Consider the following 23,857-nt stretch of genomic DNA (forward strand, 5'->3'; position numbering starts at 1 on the left):
GGGCTGTACCACGGCAAAAAAGGATTTTTCATGTACATCGGCCAAGCCGCGCAACGCTCCGGCACCACGATCAAGAGCATCCGCCATTACGAGTCGATCGGCTTGCTGCCTGAGGCCCGGCGCTTAGGGAAATACCGCGTCTATGACCAGCAAAGTGTCGACCTGCTGATTTTTATCAAGTGCGCCCAACAACTGGGTTTCAGGCTCAAGGAATTGCAGGCGAGCTTCGCCGGCCATCAGGGTCAGTCAATGCCGTGGGAACTGGCGCGTCAGGCCATCGATGCCAAAAAGCGCGAGATCAGTGAGCGAATAACCGTGCTGTCGCACCAGCACGCACAATTGATCGCGTTCGACGCCAGCCTCGAACAATCCAGGGCCGATTGCCCATTGGAAAGTCTTTGAGGTGTTGCGCGTTTCTGGACACCTGGATGTCGAGTTCAGACAACTGACCGGTGCATGGGGGCTATAGGGTGCGACTTCAGTTCTTGAGCCCACTGCCCGGAGTCATCATGACCGCACCGATTACCGTCCTTCGCGATACTCATCCACTGCCGGTACTAGACGCCTGCAAATGGGAAAAACTCGAAGGTGACCCGCACACCGTCAACCTCAACGCCTACACCAGCGAAGACGGCAGCAAGATCATGGGCACCTGGATCTGCACGCCGGGCAAGTGGTATGTGGAATATGTGAAGTGGGAATACTGCGATTTCCGCGAGGGCTACTGCATCATCACCCCGGAAGGCAAAGAGCCGATCCATCTGCGCGCCGGCGATATTTTCGTCATCGAGCCGGGGATGAAAGGCACGTGGGAAGTGGTTGAAACCGTGCGCAAGTATTTCGTGTTTGCCTGATGCAAAAAAACCGGGGGATCACCCGACGTGATCTCCCGGTAAATATCTCTATGTAAATGCAATCACTGTGGGAGCGAGCTTGCTCGCTCCCACAGGTCTTCGACCTCAAGCCCCACTCATCGCAATCGCTCTTTTACTGCGGTTTGCGATAGCTGTTGATGATCGCCGAGAAGTCTTTACCACCTTCCCCGCGCTGACTCATCGCCTGATACAACTGCTGGGCCACTGCGCCGAGCACCACCGGTTGATGCGCCTGACGGGCCGCTTCCGTGGCCAGTCCCAAATCCTTGAGCATCAGTTCGGCACCGAAGCCGCCGGTATAACCGCGCGAGGCCGGCGCTGTTTCAACGATGCCCGGCCACGGGTTGTACATTTCCGAGCTCCAGCAACGCCCGGTCGAGCTGTTGATGATCCCGGCCAGGACGGTCGTGTCGATCCCCAGTGCATCACCCAGCGCCATGGCTTCGCTGACGCCGACCATGGAAATCGCCAGCAGCAGGTTGTTGCAGATCTTGGCGATTTGCCCGGTGCCGACTTCACCGCAATGGACGATGTTGCGGCCCATCTGCGCCAACACCGGTTGCAGGGTGGCGAACAGTTCCGGGGTGGCGCCGACCATAAACGTCAGCGTGCCGGCCGCCGCACCGCCGGTGCCGCCAGAGACGGGCGCATCGGCCATGGCCACGCCTTGCTTGGCTGCGGCGGCGGCCACATCACGCGCGGTCTGTGGATCAATGGTGCTGCAATCCACGGCCGGTACGCCTTGGCCGATACCGGCGAGAACGCCGTCTTCACCCAGCCACACACTGCGAACATGCACAGCGGCGGGCAGCATGGTAATCACCAGTTCTGCACCTTGTGCCGCTTCACGGGCCGAAGCGCTGATGCTGCCGCCCAACTGCTCAAGTTCTGCCAGCACGGTTTTGTTCAGGTCGACCAGGCGCAGCGCGTGGCCGGCCTTGATCAGGTTGCGCGCCATCGGGGCGCCCATGTTGCCGAGACCGATAAAAGCGATTTTCATGTCCGGTTCCTTAACGCAAGTTGATGGTGGTGTTCACACCGTCGTTGACGCTGTCGTCATCGAACCAGCGGCTGGTGACAGTCTTGGTCTGAGTGTAGAACTGCACCACTTGCTTGCCATACGGGCCGAGGTCGCCGAGTTTGGAGCCGCGCGAACCGGTAAAGCTGAAGAACGGGACCGGCACTGGAATCGGGATGTTGATGCCGACCTGGCCGACGTCGATTTCGTTCTGGAATTTACGCGCCGCCGCACCGCTCTGGGTGAACAGGCCCGTGCCGTTGCCGAACGGGTTGGCGTTGACCAGCGCAATGGCTTCGTCGAGCGTATTCACTTCCAGTACGACCAGCACCGGGCCGAAGATTTCCTGGGTGTAGATCTGCATGTCGGTGGTCACGCCGGAGAACAGGGTCGGGCCGACAAAGTTGCCCTTCTCGTAACCCGGAACCGTGATCTCGCGACCGTCCAGCTCCAGCTTGGCGCCTTCCTTGATGCCGCTTTCGATCAGATCGAGAATCCGCGCCTTGGCTTTTTTCGAAATAACCGGCCCCACGTCGGTGCCCGGCTCGCTGCCCGCATTCACAGTCAGCTTCTGCGCCAGCGCTTTCAGATCCGGCAGCCATTGCTTGGCCGCGCCCACCAACACCACCACGGAGGTGGCCATGCAACGTTGACCGGCGGCACCGAAACCGGCGCCGACCAGTGCATTCAGCGCTTGCTCGCGATTGGCGTCCGGCAGCACCACGGCGTGGTTCTTCGCGCCCATCATCGATTGCACGCGTTTGCCGTGTTTGCCGGCCAGGTCGTAGACGTGCGTACCGACGGCGGTCGAACCGACGAAGGACACAGCCTTGATGTCTTTGTGCGTGCAGAGCGCGTCCACCACGTCCTTGCCGCCATGCACGACGTTAAGCACGCCCGCCGGAACGCCAGCCTCGATAGCCAGTTCCACCAGGAGCATGGTCGACATCGGGTCCTGTTCGGACGGTTTGAGCACGAAGGTGTTGCCGCAGGCGATGGCCATCGGGAACATCCACAACGGAATCATCGCCGGGAAGTTGAACGGGGTGATGCCGGCGCAGACACCGATGGGCTGACGCAGGGTGTAGGTGTCGACACCGCCAGCCACGTTCTCGGCAAATTCGCCCATTTGCAGGCTGCCGATGGAGCAGGCGTGCTCGACCACTTCCAGGCCGCGGAAAATGTCGCCTTCAGCGTCGGCGATGGTTTTGCCCTGCTCGGCACTGAGGACCACGGCGATACGCTTGGAGTGTTCGCGAATCAACGCCTGGAGCTTGAGCATGATGCGCATCCGCGCGCCGATCGGGGTCAGTTTCCAGGTCTGGAAAGCACGATGGGCGGCGCTGATGGCGGCATCGACTTCTTCGGTGGTTGCAAACGGAACCTTGGCCAGCACTTGCTGGGTCGCAGGGTTGACGATGTCGTGCCACTCGGTGGACTTCGATTCGACCCACTGGCCGTCGATCAACAGCTTGACCTTCTGCACGGTGGTTTCGTTAGGCGTGAGCGATGCGTTCATGTGGGTCTCCGGATGCTTGTTTTTATCTTGGGAGCCAAGGCGAGTAAGTCGCCTTGAGATGAGGCGTGTGCCGCGAATTGGTTGTGGAGCTGTTTTTGGAGTATAGATGTGCAAACTTCTAATAAGAACGCACATAAAAGCCGGTCCATCATGCAAAAAAACATCACCTCGCTAGGCTCGCTGAACTGGGACGACCTGAAGTTTTTCCTCGAAGTCGCCCGCACCCGCAAGGCCAGCACCGCGGCCAAGCGCCTGGCGGTGGACTACACCACCGTGTCGCGACGAATCAGTTCGCTGGAAGCTTCATTGGGGACGTTGCTGTTCGAGAAATCCCGGACCAGCGGTTTTGTCCTGACCGCAGAAGGTCAGCGATTGCTGGGTTACGCCGAGTCGATCGAAAGCACGCTGCACATGGCCTGCGAGCAGGTTTCAGGATCGGGAGTGGCGCTGTCTGGTCACGTGCGCATGGGCTGCACGGAAGGGTTCGGCAGCTTTTTCATCACCCCGCAACTGAGCCATTTCGTCGACGCCTACCCGGCCATCTCCGTCGACATCCTACCGCTGCCACACTTCATCAGCCTGTCCAAGCGCGAAGCGGACATCGTCATCGCCCTGGAGCGTCCGGAACACGGGCCGTATGTCTGCTGCAAACTCTGTGACTACCGATTGCAGCTATACGCGACCCAGGACTATCTGGACAAACACCCACCGATCCGCCGCCCGGCAGACTTGGGCAAGCACTCATTCATCAGTTATGTCGACGATTTGGCGTTCAGCTCGGAGCTGTTGTACCTGGCGAACGTATTGCCCGGTGCCAGCGCCAATTTGCGCAGCACCAGCGTGATCGCACAATTCGTGGCGGCGCAGCAGGGACGCTCGCTGGCGATTTTGCCGTGCTTCCTGGCGGCGCAGGACTCACGATTACTGCCGGTGTTGCCTCAGGAGATCAACATTACGCGGCAGTTCTGGATGTACTGCCGGGAGGACTTGAGGAAGCTCAAGCGAATTACCCTGTTGTGGGATTACATCCGCGCTGTAACCGAGCAGAACCAAGGGTTGTTGATGGGGGAAAGTCGGGAAATGTTGTTCGCCGACTGAGGATTTTCAAGGAATCAGGTATCGAAATCGTCACGAGGCCAACAGTCCTTTGCCAATGCTTTGTAACAGCGGTTGATACGCAACTTGTAACACCGCTGACGACAGATCGGTACGTCCGGAGAGAGGCATGGCTACCACGCAAAATCTGACTCAAGAAACGCTATACGCAAATCCAGATGAAAGGTCATGGATTGTCATGAAGTGCTAAAGCGCTGTCGCCAAATGAAAGGCTGGAACTCCCCTCGCCTATAAACTCCTCATACGTTCTACGCGGCAAGCCCAGCTATTTACCGGCTCGCTCCATAATCGTGCTTTATGAGGCTGGAGCATGGCTGTGAGATGAACTCCTATCTTTAAGCCATATTAAAAGTGCGTCCAAGGAGAAAATCATGAAAGACATGGTTATCAGAACGCTCGATTTCCTTTCGAGTCTGTTGGTCGTCCTGGCCCTAATTGTGGGTGCGTTTTCCGCGTTTTCTGGACAGGGACCTTATGGTGTTCTGATTGGTGTAGGTATTTTCATTGGCGCCTGCTTTACGTGCGGGTTCTGGATGGCCTTGTCCAAGATCATTGAGAATCAAGAGCGAATGATAGTTATCAGTAAACGCTTGCTCCAATCCATCGATAATCTCGACGAAAATTTATCCTCCTCAACGACTAAAACGCTTTCGAGCCGTTAGTTCGGAGCTGGCCCGGCGAAGTCTGCCGCAGCTGACTCGTAAGAGACATCGGGCTTGAGAGGGGAGTGGCGATCTTCTTCACGCTTTTCGTGCAAGTGAGATATAGACCCCTGCCCACAGGACATGCCTACGTTGTGCGTTACTTGAATGTACTCCAGCGAGTTTTTCTCACGCAAACTCTTCGGAGTGATGCCGTTGAGCCACCCCCCATAAAAAGGAAGACTGTATGAGAAAGACGTTGTTTTTGGTAATTGTGGCTACAGCAGTAGCACTTTCCGGAAATGTATATGCTCGTGGCAGTAGTTATGGCGGGCAATCTTCGTACAAATCTAGTTACTCCTATGGAAGTCGCTCTGATCATACCGTCAGTGGATATACGCGAAGTAATGGAACGTATGTCCAACCCTCCCATGCTACAAATCCAGACTCCACTAGAAACAACAACTACAGCACTAGAGGGAATATGAATCCGTACACCGGAAAATACGGCACTAAACCTCGTGATAGCAGGTAGTTATGGAGTTGCTTTACTGGTTTGACAATTCACAGCGAGGTTGACGATGAAAACGTTGTATGCAATGGCGCTGCTTGTATCGATGCTAAATAGCACAATTGCATCTGCAGATACGTTTGACGACTACGAATGCACGGATGACTGCTCAGGGCATCAAGCGGGGTATGACTGGGCCGAAGAAAAGGGGATTGTTGATGAGGATTCCTGTAGCACACCGTCTCAATCATTCAACGAAGGATGTCAGTCGTTCGTTCAAGGTGGCAGTGGGACTATCTCATCGGATGACGATGACGATGAATGAGCTATCTAATGGCTGCTTGGGCAGAGGGCACTACTGAAAGTAGCGCCAACTCCTATAAGACAGATAACTCGTCCAATTTTTTCAGACCAAAAACGACACTACCTGCGTAAAGTGGAGGCGCCTCCGATTTTTAATATTATTTCCCCGGACGATACTATTCCCATGGCGCAAGTTGAAGCGGATTACCCTGTTGTGGGATTACATCCGTTCGGTCACTGAGCAGAATCAGCGGCTGTTGATGGGGGAAAGTCGGGAAATGTTGTTCGCCGACTAGTCGGCGCTCACCACGATCGACACTCGGCGGTTCTCGGTGCGGCCTGTTGTGCTGTCGTTAGACGCCACCGGTTCGCTGCTGCCGAAACCGCGCAACTGGATGTTCTGTTCTTGCATGCCGACGGTGGTCAGCACCTTGCCGACACTTTTCGCCCGGCGCAGGGAAAGCTTTTCGTTATAGGCCTCTTTGCCTGACGCATCGGTGTGGCCATCGACCCGCACGCGCTCGATGCCAACACCCAGCAACGCCTTGCCAATGCGTTCGACGATTTCGGTACTGGCAGGGTTCAGGCTGTCGTCGTCACTGCCGAACAGGACTTTGCCGGACAGACCAAATGCCCAGCCTTCCTCGGTCAGTTCAAAACCTTGCTGTTTCAGCACGGCAATTTGCGCCGGCGTCAGGCCCTTTTGCGGGGCCGTCTGGCAGCCGGTCAATGCCAGCAAGGCCATGAACACAGTCATCGCGAAAAATCGCAGGGAACGCGGGGTCATCGAGAACAAGAAGTCAGCTCCTGGTTTGATCATCGGCGACAGGATGCTCCGACCCTGCCGTGTGTTGCGCGCCACGAGAGACGCGCTTGGCTTGGTACATGGCCGCGTCGGCGGCGTGGAGCAGAGTGCCCGGTGTGAGGCCATGATCCGGGTAAACGGCGATGCCGATACTGAGCGAGGTCAGCACTTGGGTGTTGCCCGGCAACGGGATCGGCAGTTCCATGCTGGCGAGAATCTTGTCGGCAATCCGTTCGGCGTCTTCGGTCTTGTGCAGCGGCGACAGCAGCACGGCAAACTCATCGCCACCCAGCCGCGCCACCAGGTCATCTTCGCGAAGTTGTGCACGCACGCGGGTCGCTACCGCCGTCAATACCGCATCACCGGCCGCATGACCGAAGTTGTCGTTGATCTGCTTGAACCGGTCGCTGTCGAGAAACAGCACCGCCACCCGCTCGTTGAGTTTGTTGGCGTTGCGCAACGCACGAATCAGGCGGCCTTCGAAAAAGGCCCGATTGGGCAATCCGGTGAGGCTGTCATGGTTGGCCTGGTGCGCCAGGGTTTCGTTCTCGTTTTGCAGGTGGGTCTGCCAGGATTCCAACTCGTCGAGCAAGGCATTGAAGTCGTTGCCCAGATTGTCCAGTTCGGCGATGGCGGCGGGCGGTACACGACGGTCGAATCCACGCTCGCTACGGGCGGCGTGAGCAACGGCGGCGAGGCTTCGCAGCGGACCGGTAATCCCGCGAAGTTGCCGCCGCGCCAGATACAGTGCCACCCAGGCACTGATCGCCGTACACAGGACAATGCCCACCAGACCACTGAGCAGAAAGCGCATCAGACTGTAGCCATGCCCTATGAGCTGGATGCTGCCGATTTCGCGGCCTTGATGAACAATCGGCATACCGATGGGCTTTTCCAGAATGATCTTGCCAATCTGTGATTCGAGGTCGGAGAGCAATCCGCTTTCCGAACGCTGCCAGCGCGCCAGCAACTGCCCTTTTGCGTCAAGTACCTGGGCATCGGCGACTTCCTCGGTGGATGCGATCATCGCCAGCGCTTCCGTCGCGGCGGCTTTGTCGTTGAACACCACGGCGGCTTCAACGGTGTAATTGATCGAACGCGCAATGAGGTGCAGGTTGTGGTCGGCATAGACCCGCAACGCCAAGACGCCCAGCAGGGTCAGCGACACACTGGCCATTGCCACGCCGACCAGCGCTACGACCAGATGCCCGCGACCGATGACCGAACGCAAGGTTGGGCGAGTACCGGGTTTGAACAGGCTCATGGTGCTACCGACTTGCGGCGCGACAGCTGCAACACACTGGGGTGAATGCGCACGCCACTGCGGGCGACGGAGTCGAGATTGACCTCGAAGGACACTTGATCATCGCTGACCCGCAGGCAAAACAGACTGCCGACGGTGCATTGATCGTCACTTTCGCTGATGCTCAGCACCGGATGCCCGATCAACGAGGCGAACAGCCGAGTGCGCTCATCAGCGATCAGTTTGCCGATGTACACCGCATCGCACTCCCCGACAATCGACGGATTGTCGGCCAGCAGGCGTTGCACGGTGACGGATCGGCCAGTGGCCTGGGTCGTGCCTTTGACCAGATCGTCGGTGTATTCAGTGGGGCCGACCACGCACAAACGCAGTTGCGCAGGTTCGACGGGCCAGCGGGCGTAACTGAGAATGCCGAGCACCACTTGAGTGACCGATTGGGCACGCTGRTCAGCCATGCTCACGGGCGTTTGCGACTGCGCGAAAACGGCGCCGGACAGCCAGCAGAGAAAGCCCGCGAGCAGCACTTGCTTGCAGCCAATGACGCGTCCTGTCGTCCAGGCAGCCACCTTCATGCGGGGATTCTCTTCGATCGTTGCAAAATGATGGCGCACGATAGCATAGCGATGAAACGCCCGCGAGGCCGCGTACTACGGTGCTTTGGACGGTTTTTTGGCGCCGGGAACTCGCGCCTCAATCGCTCGGTGTACCCCCCTCTTCCAGCTCCAACATCAGCCCGCTCAAGCGCTTGACCTTGCGTCGAACAGCCTCTTCAAATACGCCGGCGCGAGGCTCGATCAAGGTGAACCAGTGCTTGGCCCGGGTAATCCCGGTGTAGATCAGCTCCTTGGTGAGCACCGGGTTCAGGGCGTCCGGCAGAATCAGCGCGGTGTGGGCAAATTCCGAGCCCTGGGATTTGTGCACGGTCATGGCGTAGACAGTTTCGACATCATTGAGCCGGCTCGGCAGAACAAACCGCACGCCGCCCTGACCATCATTTCGCGGAAACGCTACACGCAGAACCTGTTTCCCCGCCTCAGGCCCGTCACGCTCCGGCAGTTTGAGGGCGATGCCGATGTCACCGTTCATCAACCCCAAGCCATAGTCATTACGGGTCATCAACACCGGTCGCCCTTCGTACCACTGCTGATCACTGTCGATCAGCCCGGCCTTGAGCAACGCGGCGGTCACTCGCTGATTCAAACCTTCCACGCCCCATGGGCCTTTGCGCACGGCACACAGCAACTGGAATGCATCGAAGGCTTGCAACACCTCACGCGCCCACTCGGTCCAGCGCGGATCGTCGAGCGTGCTGTCGAGCGCTGGCCGCTGATTGAGAAGAAGGCTCAAGTAGTGGCGATAACCTTGTGGTCCGTCGCCATGTCCTTCGAGCAACAAACGCTCCAACGCCCGATCGTGCTCTCCTTTGAGCGAGAGGGAAAACACGTCGTCGTGGCTTCGAGCCGCCAGTAATGTGCGGGCTTGTTCGGGTTGTTGCTGATTGACCCAGCGCGCCAGTTGCCCAATGCCGCTGCCCTCGCCGAACCGGCGCGAGTGGCGCAGCATCACGACTTGCTGGGCCAATGGATGAGTGCCTTGGGTGTCGGCCTGCAAACCACTGGTGTCCAGGTTTTCGCCACTGACCGCTTCCAGCCATTGGCGTGTCTGCGGGCTGTACCAACCGGCCTCGGCATCCCGGCACAAATCGCCCAGCACCGCACCGGCCTCCACCGATGCCAGTTGATCCTTGTCCCCCAACAACACCAGCCGCGCGTGAGCCGGCATCGCATCCAGCAGGTTGGCCATCATTTCCAGGTCGATCATCGACGCTTCGTCCACCACCAGCACATCCAGAGGCAAGCGATTACCGGCATGGTGGCGGAAGTGTCGCGTGCCGGGTCGACTGCCCAGCAAACGGTGCACCGTGGTGACCTCAGACGGGATCTGGCCGCGAACCGATTCGACGACTTCCAGGGTACGAACCTGTTGGCTGATGGACTCCGTCAGTCGGGCCGCCGCTTTGCCGGTGGGTGCCGCCAGGCGGATGCGCAGCGGTTTGCCAGCCTCCACGGCGGGCGCCTGGAGCAACGCCAGCAAACGCACCACGGTGGTGGTCTTGCCGGTTCCCGGGCCGCCGGTGACGATACTGAACGCACTGCGCGTCGCCAGGGCGCAAGCGAGTTTCTGCCAGTCGATCACGTCACCGGTTTTGGCTGAGCCGAACAAACCGGTCAGGTGCAGGGGCAAATCATTCGGCGTTGTTTCCTGTTCAGCCAGGCGCAGGCGCAGGGCATCGTCGATGCGTCGTTCGTAAGTCCAGTAGCGGCGCAGGTACAGACGCTTGCCCGATAAAACCAAGGGCCGCGATTGCGCCGCTTCACGACTGTCAGCCGCCAGGGCCACCAGCGGGCTGGAGGCCAGAACCTTGCACCAATGGGCACCGTCCAGCGCTTCAAGCAATTGCGACGGCAACACCATCGCGCCACCGTGTAGATCACCTTCAGGGGGCAGCGACAGGGCGAAATCCGGTTCTTTCAATGTTTCGAACACATCCAGGCACACATGACCGTGGCCCAGTTGGTGACTGGTCAGGGCGGCAGCGAGCAGCACCAATGGATCATCGTCGGGAGCGAGTTCATGAAGGAAGGCGACGAAGGCCTTGTCCAACGCTCGCAACCAGCCCCGTTCAACCCAGCGCGTCAGCAACAGCAACAGGTCATCGGCACGACTCAACGGTGCCAGGTCCGCCAGGCTTTCGGCCGCCAAGGGTGTGGGCAGCAAATCGGCGAAGGTACGGGTCATAGCAGTACTCCCTGTTCCCAGGCGGGTTCGGCGGCCTTGGGTTCTGGCTTGCCCTGGAACATTCGGTCCAGTTGCTCGATCAGTGCTTTGGGTGGACGAGCGAAATACACGCCTTGGCTGGCGGCACGCGTGCCACGCAAGAACAGATAGAGCGCCCCGCCAACATGCCGATCGTAGTCATAGTCGACAAGACGTGCCTTGAGTTGCCGGTGCAAGGCCAACAGGTACAACACGTATTGCAGGTCATAGCGGTTATCGAGAATCGACTGCTCCATGGCCTGTTCGGTATAGGCCGCGTCATCAACGCCCAGCCAGTTGGATTTGTAGTCGGCGACGTAGTAGCGCCCCTCGTGCTCGAAGGTGAGGTCGATAAAGCCCTTGAACATGCCGTTGAGCGTGACCGGTTCGGCAGCCACTCGGGCGACGCCGTTGTGGGTGTGCTGACGCACCAATTCATCCAGTTTGAGCACGTCGACTTTATGGCTGGCGAACCAGAACTCCATCTCGACGCGGTACTGGGTCAATTGCTCGAAAATGACCGGTGCCTGCCCGTCGCCGAGGTGCAGCGGGGACTTGAGCAAATGTTGCAGCCAATCGCTCAGCGTGGTGATCCAGCCTTCCCAGCCACGGCGGTTGCAACGGCGGGCAATGGCGTCTTCGACGGCTTGCGGGGCAGCGGCAAAACCTTCGTCACCGGCCCATTCCAGCAAGCCATGGAGAAAGGTGCCGGGATTCGGGCCACGGGGGAATCGGTGGATATCACCGCCACCGGCCATCACTTCTCGTGGTGCTTGCGGATCGAGGCGTTCGTCGTCGAAGAGCTTTTGCGCCTGCGGGCTCTCCGGGGCTTCGTCACTGCCCACACTCAAACTGTCGCCAATGCGCAAGGCACTGTAGGAGGCAATCCACCAGTTTTCACTGGCCTTGCGTTTGGGGATGCGCAGTGCGAGCAACGTCGCCTGGTTCTGCGGCGGATCGAAGAGCCCATCTGTGGCGTCGGGCATTTCAGCGTAAATCAGCGCCGGGCAATCCTGTTGCACGTCTTCCAGCCAGCGCTTCAAGCCTGCCGACTCGGCTAAAGGCAACCCACCTCCCAACAAGTAACCCAACGCTGACAAGTGCAGCACCGAGCTGTTGTTGTTGCCGCGTTTGAGATCCGCCACGCCGAGCCAGCACGCGTGTTGCGCGCGGGTCAGGGCGACATAAAGCAATCGCAGGTCCTCGGCCAGACGCTCGTCATCGGCCAGGGCAATCAATTCGGCTGTCGGCTTCAACGTCACTTGAGCCTTGCCGTCTGCGTCGTGGTAATGCAGCGGCAAACGGCTGCCATCCACCGGTTTCGCCGAACAAATGAAGGGCAGAAACACCAAGGGATACTCAAGGCCCTTGGACTTGTGGATGGTCACGACCTTGACCAATTGCTCGTCGCTCTCCAGTCGCAGGATTTGCTCTTCACCGGCCTGGCCGGACAACGCCAGATGCTCGGACAAATGACGAATCAGCGCTTGCTCGCCATCGAGCTCGGCCGCTGCCTGCTGCAGCAATTCGAACAGGTGCAGCAGGTTGGTCAGTACTCGCTCCCCGTCGCTGCGCGCGATCAATGCCTGGGGTAACTGGAAGTCATGCAGCAGGCGTCGCAGCATCGGCAGCACACCTTGCTTGCGCCAGAGTTCGCGATACCCACGAAACTGCATGACCCGGGCTTCCCAGGCCAGTTCGTCCTGATTCAATCGCTCCAGTTCGGCCAGCGACAGATCCAGCGTGATGCAGGCCAGCGCGGCTCGCAGTGGCCGCTCGGCATCGGGCTCCGCACAGGCCTTGAGCCAGGTCAGCACATCGTGAGCTTCTTGTGCGGCGAATACCGAGTCCTTGTCCGACAGATAGACGCTGCGCACACCGCGCGCCGACAGTTCGCCGCGCACCGCTTGAGCTTCCTTGCCATCGCGCACGAGGATTGCGATGTCCGCTGGCAGCAGGCCTCTGAAGTCCTTGCCATCCTCGGTGAAACCCGCTCGCCCTTGTTGTCCTGCGTTGAGCAATGCAGTGATTTCACTGGCGCACGCAGCGGCCAGTTTCTGCCGGTACACAGCACCCGACAGTGGCTGATCTGCGGATAGATGCCAGATGTTCAGGGCCGGGACCACCTGGCCTTCCACGTGCAGAACCTCGTCGCGCCCCTGGGATTGAACGGGCTGGAACGGCACAGGATTTTCGCCGTTTTTTTCCCGAAACAGAAACGCGCCGCGCCCCAGTTCACGAGACTCGGCACGCTCGAACACATGGTTCACCGCGCTGACCATGCCATGGCTGGAGCGGAAGTTGGTGCCCAGTGTATGCAGTCGACCGGTGGTGGCCTGACGGGCGCGCAGGTAGGTGTAGATGTCGGCGCCACGGAACGCATAGATCGCCTGCTTCGGATCGCCGATCAGGAACAGACCACTCTCTGGATTGTTGTCTTCGATGCGATAGATGCTTTCGAAGATCCGGTATTGCACCGGGTCGGTGTCCTGAAACTCGTCGATCAATGCGACAGGGAACTGCTCGCGAATCAAGGTTGCCAGGCGCTCGCCGCCCTCGGACTGCAAGGCCGCATCCAGGCGCAGCAGCATGTCATCGAAACCCATCTCTGCGCGGCGACGCTTTTCTTCCTCGAAACGTGCTCCGACCCAGTGAGCGGCATGCTGCAAAACGGCAGCATCGGGGGTTGGCAGTTCGTCAAGGCTGGCCTTGAGGCCGGCCATCGCGTCCAATCCTGGATGGCGAGGCGCTTCGCCCTTCCAGGCTTCGTCCATGCCATCAGGTGTCAGGCGAGTGAAGCCGGTGCTGATATCCAGTTGCTCAAGGGATTCATCTTCGGCCCAGGCTTTGATTTTTTCGAACCAGGGTTCGAAATAGCGCGCCTGCATCTTTCGACCGTCGACGCTCTTGCTCGCCACGCCCTGGTGACAAATGACAAGCAGCTCGTCCGCCCATTGGCACCAAGGCTTCTTGAGTTCGAGCAAGGCGACTCGCCGCTCCTGCAAGCATTCGCTGATCAGCTCGGCAGGCTCTTTATCTTCAACTCGGTCACGCTCACTGGCAAACAACCCTCGCACCCGCGGCAGCAACGCCGCCGGACCGCCCCAATTGCTACGCACCCAACTCAACGCATCGCCTTGCATCGGGTAACAAAACAAGCGCCAGTAATCGCGCAGGACTTCGCCCAGCAAATCGCTGTGATCGGTTTCCAGGGTCTGGGTAAACAGGCTGCCGCTGTCGAACGCATGTTCGCGCAGCATGCGCTGACACCAGCTGTGAATGGTCGAGACGGCAGCCTCATCCATCCATTGCGCGGCGATGTCCAGACGGTTTGCGCAGCCGGACCATTGTTCGGGCAGGTACTGCTCACGCAAATCAGAAATGAGGCTATCCGGCGCCTTCGTCTCATCGCGGAAAAACCGCGCGGCCTCGGCCAGGCGAGTGCGGATACGTTCACGCAACTCTTTGGTGGCGGCATCAGTGAATGTCACAACAAGGATTTGCGGCGGTAACAATTCACGCCCGAAACCGCTCGCCTCACCACCGTGGCCAAGGACGAGGCGCAGATAAAGCGCGGAAATGGTGAAGGTCTTGCCGGTCCCGGCGCTGGCTTCGATCAGTTGGCTGCCGCGCAGTGGGAATGCCAGCGCCAGTGGTGTTTTTGTGGTCATCAACGAGCCTCCTCGCTGGTCAATGAACGCCAGGGGGCTTCAAGCATCGGTTTGTACAAGGCGTTGCACCAGTCGGGGAACGTTTCGTCAGCAATCAGCGCATCGAAGTCAGCAAACTGCCGGGTGAGTGCAGGGGTTTCACGGCGTTCACCGTCAGTGGTCTGGCCATCGCCTTCATAGGCTTTACGTGCAGCGGCGTCGGCTTTCAGCGGATCGGTCTGGCCAAGCCAGGCGAAAGCTGTTTTGACTGCAATTGGCAGTGGCTGACGCATACCCGCACGCCAGGCTTGCAGGAGGTGTCCCAGCGTTTGAAGTGCTGCGCCCTTCTCCAGCGGTTCCAGCAGCAGGCTGTCGTCGCTGGCGACCAGTGCGGTAGATATCGGTATGCCGCTGGCGCAGGCCACCAGATGATTGACCCAAGGCCGCGTCAAGCGGTGCCATTTACGGTTCTTGACTGAGCCAATGCTGTTGGGGATGGTCGTGACCGAGAGCAATCCGCCGTCTGCTCGTTGATGCAGACCACTGAGCCAACCTTCCAGACGCAGTCCTTCCAACTCAAGCGCCACCGGCAGAGCACTGGCAAGCGGTGTCGGCCATAGCGCCAGGAGCTGTTGATAGCGTTGCAGCAGATTCGGCAGCGGTTCGATCAATTCACGCTGCAGACATTCGCCGAAACCAGCCATGGGCAGTAGTCCGCTGTTTTGCAAGCGTTTTGCCTGATCTTCAAGTGCCTGATCGGCTTGATCAATTTTCCCCAAAGCAGCAGCCAGCAAGCTGTCGCTGAGGCTATAGCGTTGCAGCGCATCGAGAACGAAGGGTTCTTCATCGGCCAAGGGCACTTCAGCCGCCTCGAAGAACACCTTGAGCCGCTGGCTGAAAAAATGTCGCACGGGATTGCGCAGGAAATCCTGCAATTGACCAAGGCTGAGTGGCTCCTCCTGCGCGTAGGCCACCAACACTTCGGCACCGGCCGTTTGGTCAGTGACCTGATGAAGAACTTGCCACTCATTGGCGTAGCTGAACAGCGCGTCACCTTCATGAAAGTAGCGAGCGCTGAAGGGTTGCAAAGGGTGCTCCTGAGTCATGGCCTTCAGCAGGTTCTCGCCTTCATTGCGCAGTCGCCAGCCGCTGGCGAGATGGTCACGTAACTGGCCAATCAGGACTGAGGCCGGGCGCTCACTGTTGTCGCGAATGCTGCGGCCAACCCAGCTGATGTAGAGCTGATCGCGCGCCGACAGCAGCGCCTCCAGCAGAAGATAGCGGTCATCTTCGCGGCGGGATCGATCGCCAGGGCGGTAATCACTGCCCATGAGATCGAAATCCAGCGGCGGTTGCGCGCGGGGATAGTCCCCGTCATTCATGCCAAGCAGACAAACCCGTTTGAACGGGATCGCACGCATGGGCATCAAGGTACAGAAGTTGACGGCACCCGCCAGAAAACGCTGAGACAGACGGCCCTGATCCAGTCCCGCCAGCCAGGCTTCGCGAACGACGGTTAACGGCAATTCGTCGTGTAAACCTACGGAATCGCAGGTGTCGAGCCAGGTTTCACGCAGTTCTTCGAGCTGGGCCAGCAAGTAGTCGTCGTGCTCATTGCTTGCCTGGAAGAACAGCTGCACCAGTGCTTGCAAGCGCACGCCCCACTCTTTGGGCGGTGCAGGTTGAGCCAGTTCCTGGTGGGCGATTTCCAGCGCATCCAGCAGCGCCACCAACGGCCCAATGAGTGCGGCATCCAGGCCGCCAATTTCGTCATAAGGCTCGATGCCTTCGCATGCATTGGCGTTGCCCACGGCATAACCCAGCAGCATCCGGCGCAGGCCGAATCGCCAACTGTTTTGCTCCAGCGCTTCAGGCAATCCCAAACCCGCACGCTGTTCGGCATTCATTCCCCAGCGGATGCCAGCCCCTTCGATCCAGCGATGCAGCGTTGGCAGGTCACGCTCCACGACGCCAAAGCGGGCACGTAGCGCTGGAACGTCCAGCAAGTCGAGGATCTCGCTGACAGGGAAACGGCTATCGGGGAGCTTGAGCAGGTGTTCGACAGCAATCAGCAGCGGATCGCGGCCACGCTGGCCTTGGTCCGCGAGCGTGAACGGAATGAAGCGTGGATCCTGTCGGTCAAGTTGACCGAACACTGCTCGAATATGCGGTGCGTAACTGTCGATGTCCGGGACCATCACGATGATGTCGCGGGGCCTTAAGTCAGGGTCAGCGCTGAAGCGTGCCAGCAACTGATCATGGAGAATTTCTACTTCACGTTGAGCACTGTGTGCGATGTGAAAACGGATTGATTCGTCCTGCTCCAGATCGACGGCTGGCCAACACGCGCGCGTTTCGTTCAGGGGACGTAGTTCGAGAATATCGTCCTGCAATTGGTTGAGCATGTTCTGTGGCTGATTGTCGCTGAACAGGTCGATGCGCCCATCACGAAATGCCGAACTATAGCTATTGGGGTCGTCGTAACTGTCGAGAAGATTGATGTAGTCGCGCCCCTGTTTACCCCAGGCAGCCAACAGCGGATGGGCATGCTGGTGGAGCGTTTGCGGGTCGAGCACAACCGGCATTCCGCTCTTGCGGGCCTGGCGTTTGTATTGATGCCGCAGCAGGTCTTTATCGGCGACGATGTCGGCCCAATGGTGACGACATGGGTTATGTACGCACAGCAGAACCTGACTGAAACGGGCCAGCCCGGCGAGCGCTTCGAGGGCTTGAGCCGGTAGAGAGGAAATCCCGAAAACGATCACCCGCGAAGGCAATCCGCTGGGTGCGACGTCCAGGCTGTTGATGCGTTCGATAAACCGCTGATGAACACCGGCTCGGCTTTGCGCCATGCCTTCCTCACCCACATCCAGCAATAGCGCACGCCATAATTCCGCTTGCCAGCAGTTCGCCGGGGCCAGGGGTTTGGCTTCGCCTCTGCCGTTGCGTAGTTGGTGACGGCCTTCTGCCCAGTCTTCGAGCCAGTCGGCTCGATAGACCTGGTATTGGTCAAACAGATCCGCCAGTCGTTCAGACAACTGGTAGCGCTTGCGCAGATCAGTGTCGTGGGTCAGGAAGCGCTGCAGCGGCTCGAAGTGCGGTTGGTTGATCAGTTGCGGAAGTAGCCGCATCAGACGCCAGGTCAGTGGGGCTTTATCGAGCAACGATTTGACCGGGATTTCATCCCGTCCGAGGACCATGCGATAGAGTTGCCACATGAAGCTGCCGGGTAACTGCACGTCGATGGCGGCTGCAATACCACAGCCGCCCAGGTCATCCTCTACCGGGTCTTCGGCCAGTGCCAACTTAAGCCATTGCGCAATGCCATTGCTCTGCACCAGGGCAATTTCATTTTCCAAGGGAGCCAGCGGATATCGCCGCATGACGCTGATCACCAGGCTGCGCAGTTCATTCAGGCTGTTGCTTTGAACCACCATAAAAGCAGCATTGAGGGACGTGGCGTCCGGCATAAAGGCTTCCTTGGGAAAATACAAACGCTAGGACCGAACCTTAGCATTGTCGGGAGACGGTGACAGCCGGGAGCTGTCCGGTAATGCTGTACGAACTTTCCTGCGGGCAAAACAAAACCCCAACTGCTTTCGCAATTGGGGTTTCGGAATTTAATCTTGACGATGACCTACTCTCACATGGGGAAACCCCACACTACCATCGGCGATGCATCGTTTCACTGCTGAGTTCGGGATGGGATCAGGTGGTTCCAATGCTCTATGGTCGTCAAGAAATTCGGGTACCGAGTCGTGGCCAGCTGGCCGCGCTTCAGCCAATTGGGTATGCGATAGTTGGGTGTTTTTTGAGTATATCGAACTTTCGGTTGGTTTGGTATTAAAACACCGCAATCTGTTTCTCTCTCGAGTAGTCAAATTGCTTGGGTGTTATATGGTCAAGCCTCACGGGCAATTAGTATTGGTTAGCTCAACGCCTCACAGCGCTTACACACCCAACCTATCAACGTCGTAGTCTTCGACGGCCCTTCAGGGGACTCAAGGTCCCAGTGAGATCTCATCTTGAGGCTAGTTTCCCGCTTAGATGCTTTCAGCGGTTATCTATTCCGAACATAGCTACCCGGCAATGCCACTGGCGTGACAACCGGAACACCAGAGGTTCGTCCACTCCGGTCCTCTCGTACTAGGAGCAGCCCCTCTCAAATCTCAAACGTCCACGGCAGATAGGGACCGAACTGTCTCACGACGTTCTAAACCCAGCTCGCGTACCACTTTAAATGGCGAACAGCCATACCCTTGGGACCGGCTTCAGCCCCAGGATGTGATGAGCCGACATCGAGGTGCCAAACACCGCCGTCGATATGAACTCTTGGGCGGTATCAGCCTGTTATCCCCGGAGTACCTTTTATCCGTTGAGCGATGGCCCTTCCATACAGAACCACCGGATCACTAAGACCTACTTTCGTACCTGCTCGACGTGTCTGTCTCGCAGTCAAGCGCGCTTTTGCCTTTATACTCTACGACCGATTTCCGACCGGTCTGAGCGCACCTTCGTACTCCTCCGTTACTCTTTAGGAGGAGACCGCCCCAGTCAAACTACCCACCATACACTGTCCTCGATCCGGATAACGGACCTGAGTTAGAACCTCAAAGTTGCCAGGGTGGTATTTCAAGGTTGGCTCCACGCGAACTGGCGTCCACGCTTCAAAGCCTCCCACCTATCCTACACAAGCAAATTCAAAGTCCAGTGCAAAGCTATAGTAAAGGTTCACGGGGTCTTTCCGTCTAGCCGCGGATACACTGCATCTTCACAGCGATTTCAATTTCACTGAGTCTCGGGTGGAGACAGCGCCGCCATCGTTACGCCATTCGTGCAGGTCGGAACTTACCCGACAAGGAATTTCGCTACCTTAGGACCGTTATAGTTACGGCCGCCGTTTACCGGGGCTTCGATCAAGAGCTTCGCGTTAGCTAACCCCATCAATTAACCTTCCGGCACCGGGCAGGCGTCACACCCTATACGTCCACTTTCGTGTTTGCAGAGTGCTGTGTTTTTAATAAACAGTCGCAGCGGCCTGGTATCTTCGACCGGCATGGGCTTACGCAGTAAATGCTTCACCCTCACCGGCGCACCTTCTCCCGAAGTTACGGTGCCATTTTGCCTAGTTCCTTCACCCGAGTTCTCTCAAGCGCCTTGGTATTCTCTACCCAACCACCTGTGTCGGTTTGGGGTACGGTTCCTGGTTACCTGAAGCTTAGAAGCTTTTCTTGGAAGCATGGCATCAACCACTTCGTGTACTAAAAGTACACTCGTCATCAGCTCTCGGCCTTAGAATCCCGGATTTACCTAAGATTCCAGCCTACCACCTTAAACTTGGACAACCAACGCCAAGCTGGCCTAGCCTTCTCCGTCCCTCCATCGCAATAACCAGAAGTACAGGAATATTAACCTGTTTTCCATCGACTACGCTTTTCAGCCTCGCCTTAGGGACCGACTAACCCTGCGTCGATTAACGTTGCGCAGGAAACCTTGGTCTTTCGGCGTGGGTGTTTTTCACACCCATTGTCGTTACTCATGTCAGCATTCGCACTTCTGATACCTCCAGCAAGCTTCTCAACTCACCTTCACAGGCTTACAGAACGCTCCTCTACCGCATCACCTAAGTGATACCCGTAGCTTCGGTGTATGGTTTGAGCCCCGTTACATCTTCCGCGCAGGCCGACTCGACTAGTGAGCTATTACGCTTTCTTTAAAGGGTGGCTGCTTCTAAGCCAACCTCCTAGCTGTCTAAGCCTTCCCACATCGTTTCCCACTTAACCATAACTTTGGGACCTTAGCTGACGGTCTGGGTTGTTTCCCTTTTCACGACGGACGTTAGCACCCGCCGTGTGTCTCCCATGCTCGGCACTTGTAGGTATTCGGAGTTTGCATCGGTTTGGTAAGTCGGGATGACCCCCTAGCCGAAACAGTGCTCTACCCCCTACAGTGATACATGAGGCGCTACCTAAATAGCTTTCGAGGAGAACCAGCTATCTCCGAGCTTGATTAGCCTTTCACTCCGATCCACAGGTCATCCGCTAACTTTTCAACGGTAGTCGGTTCGGTCCTCCAGTTAGTGTTACCCAACCTTCAACCTGCCCATGGATAGATCGCCCGGTTTCGGGTCTATTCCCAGCGACTAGACGCCCTATTAAGACTCGCTTTCGCTACGCCTCCCCTATTCGGTTAAGCTCGCCACTGAAAATAAGTCGCTGACCCATTATACAAAAGGTACGCAGTCACCCAACAAAGTGGGCTCCCACTGCTTGTACGCATACGGTTTCAGGATCTATTTCACTCCCCTCTCCGGGGTTCTTTTCGCCTTTCCCTCACGGTACTAGTTCACTATCGGTCAGTCAGTAGTATTTAGCCTTGGAGGATGGTCCCCCCATATTCAGACAAAGTTTCTCGTGCTCCGTCCTACTCGATTTCATGACCAAGAGATTTTCGCGTACAGGGCTATCACCCACTATGGCCGCACTTTCCAGAGCGTTCCGCTAATCTCAAAGCCACTTAAGGGCTAGTCCCCGTTCGCTCGCCACTACTAAGGGAATCTCGGTTGATTTCTTTTCCTCAGGGTACTTAGATGTTTCAGTTCCCCTGGTTCGCCTCTTGCACCTATGTATTCAGTACAAGATAACCATCTTATGATGGCTGGGTTCCCCCATTCAGACATCTCCGGATCAAAGTCTGTTTGCCGACTCCCCGAAGCTTTTCGCAGGCTACCACGTCTTTCATCGCCTCTGACTGCCAAGGCATCCACCGTATGCGCTTCTTCACTTGACCATATAACCCCAAGCAATCTGGTTATACTGTGAAGACGACATTCGCCGAAAATTCGATAATACTCAATTAAGAGCAACTCACAAATTTTACCTTAGCCTGATCCGTTACCAGTGAAAGTAACGYTCAGTCTATCTTTCTATCACATACCCAAATTTTTAAAGAACGAACTAGTCAAAGACTAGAAATCAACATTCACCATCTCTCGATGGAATGCTCATTTCTAAGCTTTCAAACTTCAGAAGCAGTAGTGGTGGAGCCAAACGGGATCGAACCGTTGACCTCCTGCGTGCAAGGCAGGCGCTCTCCCAGCTGAGCTATGGCCCCGTATTTCTACAGGCGTTTCCCACACAAAATTGGTGGGTCTGGGCAGATTCGAACTGCCGACCTCACCCTTATCAGGGGTGCGCTCTAACCAACTGAGCTACAGACCCAATTTCGGGCTGCTTCTTTCGTCTTCTTCAATGAATCAAGCAATTCGTGTGGGAACTTATGGAGCAGCTGATGTCGTCGATTAAGGAGGTGATCCAGCCGCAGGTTCCCCTACGGCTACCTTGTTACGACTTCACCCCAGTCATGAATCACACCGTGGTAACCGTCCTCCCGAAGGTTAGACTAGCTACTTCTGGTGCAACCCACTCCCATGGTGTGACGGGCGGTGTGTACAAGGCCCGGGAACGTATTCACCGCGACATTCTGATTCGCGATTACTAGCGATTCCGACTTCACGCAGTCGAGTTGCAGACTGCGATCCGGACTACGATCGGTTTTATGGGATTAGCTCCACCTCGCGGCTTGGCAACCCTCTGTACCGACCATTGTAGCACGTGTGTAGCCCAGGCCGTAAGGGCCATGATGACTTGACGTCATCCCCACCTTCCTCCGGTTTGTCACCGGCAGTCTCCTTAGAGTGCCCACCATWACGTGCTGGTAACTAAGGACAAGGGTTGCGCTCGTTACGGGACTTAACCCAACATCTCACGACACGAGCTGACGACAGCCATGCAGCACCTGTCTCAATGTTCCCGAAGGCACCGATCCATCTCTGGAAAGTTCATTGGATGTCAAGGCCTGGTAAGGTTCTTCGCGTTGCTTCGAATTAAACCACATGCTCCACCGCTTGTGCGGGCCCCCGTCAATTCATTTGAGTTTTAACCTTGCGGCCGTACTCCCCAGGCGGTCAACTTAATGCGTTAGCTGCGCCACTAAGAGCTCAAGGCTCCCAACGGCTAGTTGACATCGTTTACGGCGTGGACTACCAGGGTATCTAATCCTGTTTGCTCCCCACGCTTTCGCACCTCAGTGTCAGTATCAGTCCAGGTGGTCGCCTTCGCCACTGGTGTTCCTTCCTATATCTACGCATTTCACCGCTACACAGGAAATTCCACCACCCTCTACCATACTCTAGCTCGACAGTTTTGAATGCAGTTCCCAGGTTGAGCCCGGGGATTTCACATCCAACTTAACGAACCACCTACGCGCGCTTTACGCCCAGTAATTCCGATTAACGCTTGCACCCTCTGTATTACCGCGGCTGCTGGCACAGAGTTAGCCGGTGCTTATTCTGTCGGTAACGTCAAAATTGCAACGTATTAGGTTACAACCCTTCCTCCCAACTTAAAGTGCTTTACAATCCGAAGACCTTCTTCACACACGCGGCATGGCTGGATCAGGCTTTCGCCCATTGTCCAATATTCCCCACTGCTGCCTCCCGTAGGAGTCTGGACCGTGTCTCAGTTCCAGTGTGACTGATCATCCTCTCAGACCAGTTACGGATCGTCGCCTTGGTGAGCCATTACCTCACCAACTAGCTAATCCGACCTAGGCTCATCTGATAGCGCAAGGCCCGAAGGTCCCCTGCTTTCTCCCGTAGGACGTATGCGGTATTAGCGTCCGTTTCCGAACGTTATCCCCCACTACCAGGCAGATTCCTAGGMATTACTCACCCGTCCGCCGCTCTCAAGAGAAGCAAGCTTCTCTCTACCGCTCGACTTGCATGTGTTAGGCCTGCCGCCAGCGTTCAATCTGAGCCATGATCAAACTCTTCAGTTCAAACATCTTTGGGTTTTTAAGAAACCCTAAACTTGGCTCAGCAATCGTTGGTTACATCTTTGATTTCTCGCGGAGTAACTTGTGATGCTGATAATCTTGTTGACTATCAGTCTGACTCCACAAGCACCCACACGAATTGCTTGATTCAGTTGTTAAAGAGCGGTTGGTTAAGATCTTTCGTCTCAACCGAGGCGCGCATTCTACAGCAGCCTCTGTTGCTGTCAAGTGGTTATTTTCAGAAGTTTTCAAAGTTTCGCTTGGAAATCTTTAACAACTTCAACCACTTGCGCTTCCGATCACTCGGTAGCGGGAGGCGAATTCTACAGCGTTACACGCTGCTGTCAACACCTCTTTTTCAACTCCTTTCGGACTTCGATGAACTGAAGCCACTCACTGCCGAAAACTGCGTAACTCTTTGTTTACCAAGGAGTTTTCCGTTTCGACTGCGCCGGAAGTGGGGCGAATTATAGACAYCCTGAATCTGCCGTCAAGCACTGATT

Annotated in this window: 13 protein-coding genes, 2 tRNA genes, 3 rRNA genes and 1 pseudogene; 6 read left to right on the top strand and 13 right to left on the bottom strand. The window is 57.1% G+C overall.

Going from position 1 to position 23,857, the window contains the following annotated elements; translation table 11 throughout:
• Positions 1-30 precede the first annotated feature (30 nt).
• Together AC1D2P_RS15925 and AC1D2P_RS15930 are read left to right on the top strand one after the other, a co-directional pair.
• Positions 31-402 (top strand): MerR family transcriptional regulator, encoded by a 372-nt coding sequence (locus AC1D2P_RS15925; protein WP_223522672.1) that lies wholly within the window; start codon positions 31-33, stop codon positions 400-402.
• Positions 403-509: 107 nt separating this feature from the next.
• Entirely contained in the window at positions 510-854 is a 345-nt protein-coding gene (locus AC1D2P_RS15930; protein ID WP_007946320.1) for a cupin domain-containing protein, read from the top strand.
• Between the two features lie 133 nt (positions 855-987).
• Here the strand turns inward: AC1D2P_RS15930 and mmsB are convergent, their stop codons facing one another.
• Entirely contained in the window at positions 988-1,875 is an 888-nt protein-coding gene (gene mmsB / locus AC1D2P_RS15935) for a 3-hydroxyisobutyrate dehydrogenase (RefSeq protein WP_046031847.1), read from the bottom strand.
• 10 nt (positions 1,876-1,885) lie between these two features.
• Positions 1,886-3,412: a CoA-acylating methylmalonate-semialdehyde dehydrogenase gene (locus tag AC1D2P_RS15940; RefSeq protein WP_046031846.1), complete on the bottom strand. Its 1,527-nt coding sequence runs from the start codon at positions 3,410-3,412 to the stop codon at positions 1,886-1,888.
• A gap of 150 nt (positions 3,413-3,562) precedes the next feature.
• Here AC1D2P_RS15940 and AC1D2P_RS15945 point away from each other — a divergent pair, with 150 nt between their 5' ends.
• The 4 genes and pseudogenes from AC1D2P_RS15945 to AC1D2P_RS15960 all read left to right on the top strand — a co-directional run.
• Entirely contained in the window at positions 3,563-4,510 is a 948-nt protein-coding gene (locus tag AC1D2P_RS15945) for a LysR family transcriptional regulator (protein WP_477758488.1), read from the top strand.
• 389 nt (positions 4,511-4,899) lie between these two features.
• The gene (locus tag AC1D2P_RS15950; protein ID WP_046031844.1) at positions 4,900-5,190 is read left to right on the top strand and encodes a hypothetical protein; all 291 of its coding nucleotides are present in this window, start codon (positions 4,900-4,902) and stop codon (positions 5,188-5,190) included.
• 560 nt (positions 5,191-5,750) lie between these two features.
• Entirely contained in the window at positions 5,751-6,005 is a 255-nt protein-coding gene (locus AC1D2P_RS15955; protein ID WP_077430930.1) for a hypothetical protein, read from the top strand.
• A gap of 166 nt (positions 6,006-6,171) precedes the next feature.
• Positions 6,172-6,279, top strand: a pseudogene (locus AC1D2P_RS15960) (LysR family transcriptional regulator); the annotation flags it as partial.
• Here AC1D2P_RS15960 and yfiB read toward each other — a convergent pair.
• The 11 genes from yfiB to AC1D2P_RS16015 all read right to left on the bottom strand — a co-directional run bounded on the left by yfiB (position 6,276) and on the right by AC1D2P_RS16015 (position 23,357).
• Positions 6,276-6,779 (bottom strand): outer membrane lipoprotein YfiB, encoded by a 504-nt coding sequence (gene yfiB, locus AC1D2P_RS15965; RefSeq protein ID WP_077430932.1) that lies wholly within the window; start codon positions 6,777-6,779, stop codon positions 6,276-6,278. The pseudogene AC1D2P_RS15960 and the gene yfiB sit on opposite strands and share 4 nt — an antisense overlap.
• A gap of 4 nt (positions 6,780-6,783) precedes the next feature.
• Positions 6,784-8,052 (bottom strand): diguanylate cyclase DgcN/YfiN, encoded by a 1,269-nt coding sequence (dgcN, locus tag AC1D2P_RS15970; protein WP_477811501.1) that lies wholly within the window; start codon positions 8,050-8,052, stop codon positions 6,784-6,786.
• Positions 8,049-8,624: a regulatory sequestration protein YfiR gene (gene yfiR / locus AC1D2P_RS15975; protein WP_477758487.1), complete on the bottom strand. Its 576-nt coding sequence runs from the start codon at positions 8,622-8,624 to the stop codon at positions 8,049-8,051. The genes dgcN and yfiR overlap by 4 nt, the downstream gene beginning before the upstream one ends.
• Before the next feature lie 118 nt (positions 8,625-8,742).
• Positions 8,743-10,851 (bottom strand): exodeoxyribonuclease V subunit alpha, encoded by a 2,109-nt coding sequence (recD, locus tag AC1D2P_RS15980; protein ID WP_109787507.1) that lies wholly within the window; start codon positions 10,849-10,851, stop codon positions 8,743-8,745.
• Positions 10,848-14,540, bottom strand: a complete 3,693-nt coding sequence (gene recB / locus AC1D2P_RS15985; RefSeq protein WP_477758486.1) for an exodeoxyribonuclease V subunit beta — start codon at positions 14,538-14,540, stop codon at positions 10,848-10,850. The genes recD and recB overlap by 4 nt, the downstream gene beginning before the upstream one ends.
• Positions 14,540-17,989 (bottom strand): exodeoxyribonuclease V subunit gamma, encoded by a 3,450-nt coding sequence (gene recC / locus AC1D2P_RS15990; RefSeq protein WP_477758485.1) that lies wholly within the window; start codon positions 17,987-17,989, stop codon positions 14,540-14,542. Before recC ends, recB begins: the two co-directional genes overlap by 1 nt.
• A 154-nt stretch (positions 17,990-18,143) precedes the next feature.
• A 5S ribosomal RNA gene (rrf, locus tag AC1D2P_RS15995) occupies positions 18,144-18,259 on the bottom strand.
• Positions 18,260-18,416: 157 nt separating this feature from the next.
• Positions 18,417-21,308 (bottom strand): 23S ribosomal RNA (locus AC1D2P_RS16000).
• A gap of 248 nt (positions 21,309-21,556) precedes the next feature.
• Positions 21,557-21,632, bottom strand: a tRNA-Ala gene (locus tag AC1D2P_RS16005).
• A gap of 30 nt (positions 21,633-21,662) precedes the next feature.
• Positions 21,663-21,739, bottom strand: a tRNA-Ile gene (locus AC1D2P_RS16010).
• 81 nt (positions 21,740-21,820) lie between these two features.
• Positions 21,821-23,357: ribosomal RNA gene (locus AC1D2P_RS16015) — 16S ribosomal RNA — on the bottom strand.
• Together the 16S, 23S and 5S rRNA genes with 2 tRNA genes alongside form the textbook arrangement of a ribosomal RNA operon.
• Positions 23,358-23,857 lie beyond the last annotated feature (500 nt).

It is taken from the genome of Pseudomonas sp. P1_F1_2, assembly GCF_056405815.1.

What these genes read in the sequence shown, in the direction of transcription:
- AC1D2P_RS15925 (WP_223522672.1), top strand. Translation starts at nt 31, where the DNA reads ATGTACATCGGCCAAGCCGCGCAACGCTCCGGCACCACGATCAAGAGC.
- AC1D2P_RS15930 (WP_007946320.1), top strand. Translation starts at nt 510, where the DNA reads ATGACCGCACCGATTACCGTCCTTCGCGATACTCATCCACTGCCGGTA.
- mmsB (WP_046031847.1), bottom strand. Translation starts at nt 1,875, where the DNA reads ATGAAAATCGCTTTTATCGGTCTCGGCAACATGGGCGCCCCGATGGCG.
- AC1D2P_RS15940 (WP_046031846.1), bottom strand. Translation starts at nt 3,412, where the DNA reads ATGAACGCATCGCTCACGCCTAACGAAACCACCGTGCAGAAGGTCAAG.
- AC1D2P_RS15945 (WP_477758488.1), top strand. Translation starts at nt 3,563, where the DNA reads ATGCAAAAAAACATCACCTCGCTAGGCTCGCTGAACTGGGACGACCTG.
- AC1D2P_RS15950 (WP_046031844.1), top strand. Translation starts at nt 4,900, where the DNA reads ATGAAAGACATGGTTATCAGAACGCTCGATTTCCTTTCGAGTCTGTTG.
- AC1D2P_RS15955 (WP_077430930.1), top strand. Translation starts at nt 5,751, where the DNA reads ATGAAAACGTTGTATGCAATGGCGCTGCTTGTATCGATGCTAAATAGC.
- dgcN (WP_477811501.1), bottom strand. Translation starts at nt 8,052, where the DNA reads ATGAGCCTGTTCAAACCCGGTACTCGCCCAACCTTGCGTTCGGTCATC.
- recD (WP_109787507.1), bottom strand. Translation starts at nt 10,851, where the DNA reads ATGACCCGTACCTTCGCCGATTTGCTGCCCACACCCTTGGCGGCCGAA.
- recB (WP_477758486.1), bottom strand. Translation starts at nt 14,540, where the DNA reads ATGACCACAAAAACACCACTGGCGCTGGCATTCCCACTGCGCGGCAGC.
- recC (WP_477758485.1), bottom strand. Translation starts at nt 17,989, where the DNA reads ATGCCGGACGCCACGTCCCTCAATGCTGCTTTTATGGTGGTTCAAAGC.